This window comes from Paracoccus sp. FO-3, from assembly GCF_006386455.1.
Taxonomy (GTDB): domain Bacteria; phylum Pseudomonadota; class Alphaproteobacteria; order Rhodobacterales; family Rhodobacteraceae; genus Paracoccus; species Paracoccus versutus.
This window is the reverse complement of the sequence record NZ_VCBQ01000290.1, coordinates 1-783: the sequence shown is the minus strand read 5'-3', so window position 1 is coordinate 783 and position 783 is coordinate 1. Positions and strand designations below refer to the sequence as shown.

General features: G+C 69.1%; 1 protein-coding gene. It reads right to left on the bottom strand.

The features are described 5' to 3' along the window. Positions 1-198 precede the first annotated feature (198 nt). The coding region (locus FE811_RS27040; protein WP_140849597.1) for an AMP-binding protein at positions 199-783 on the bottom strand (585 nt) is incomplete at its 5' end.

Genomic DNA, 783 nt, shown 5'->3' with positions numbered 1-783 from the left:
GGGCCGCACCGGGCCGGGCTGGGGCCGGGGTGGGGCCGGGAACCTGTCGGGAAAGGACGGGCCGGCCCAGGGCCCATGCAAGGCCATGCGCTTTTCCTGGCAGAGGCCACAGCCCTCCCCCGGTCCTTTACCCGAAGATTTTCATGCCCGGGAAGACGGAGACGGCCTGGCGACCGCAGGCCGCGCCCTGTCAGGCCTTCAGCACCCTTCCGGCTGGTCGTAGAGCCCGGCGAAGCGCTGGCGCAGCAGGTTCTTTTGCACCTTGCCCATGGTGTTGCGCGGCAGTTCCTCGACGAAGAGCACGCGCTTGGGCTGCTTGAACCTGGCCAGCCGCCCTGCCAGCGCCGCCAGCACCCCCGCCTCGGCCAGCGCCGGACTGCCGGTCGGGACCACGACCGCCGTAACCCCCTCGCCGAAATCGCCATGCGGAAGGCCGATCACGGCAGATTCGACCACGCCGGGCAGCGCGTCGATCTCGGCCTCGACCTCCTTGGGATAGACATTGTAGCCGCCGGTGATGATCAAATCCTTGCCGCGGCCGACGATGTGCAGATAGCCGCGCTCGTCGAATTTCCCCAGGTCGCCGGTGATGAAGAAGCCGTTCTCGCGCAGCTCGGCGGCGGTCTTTTCCGGCAAGCGCCAATAGCCCTTGAACACGTTCGGGCCGCGCACCTCGATCATGCCGATCTCGCCCCGCGGCAGTTCCACGCCGGTTTCCGGGTCGGTGACGATGATCTCGGTGCCGGGCAGCGGCAGGCCGACGGTGCCGGCGATGCGCGCGCC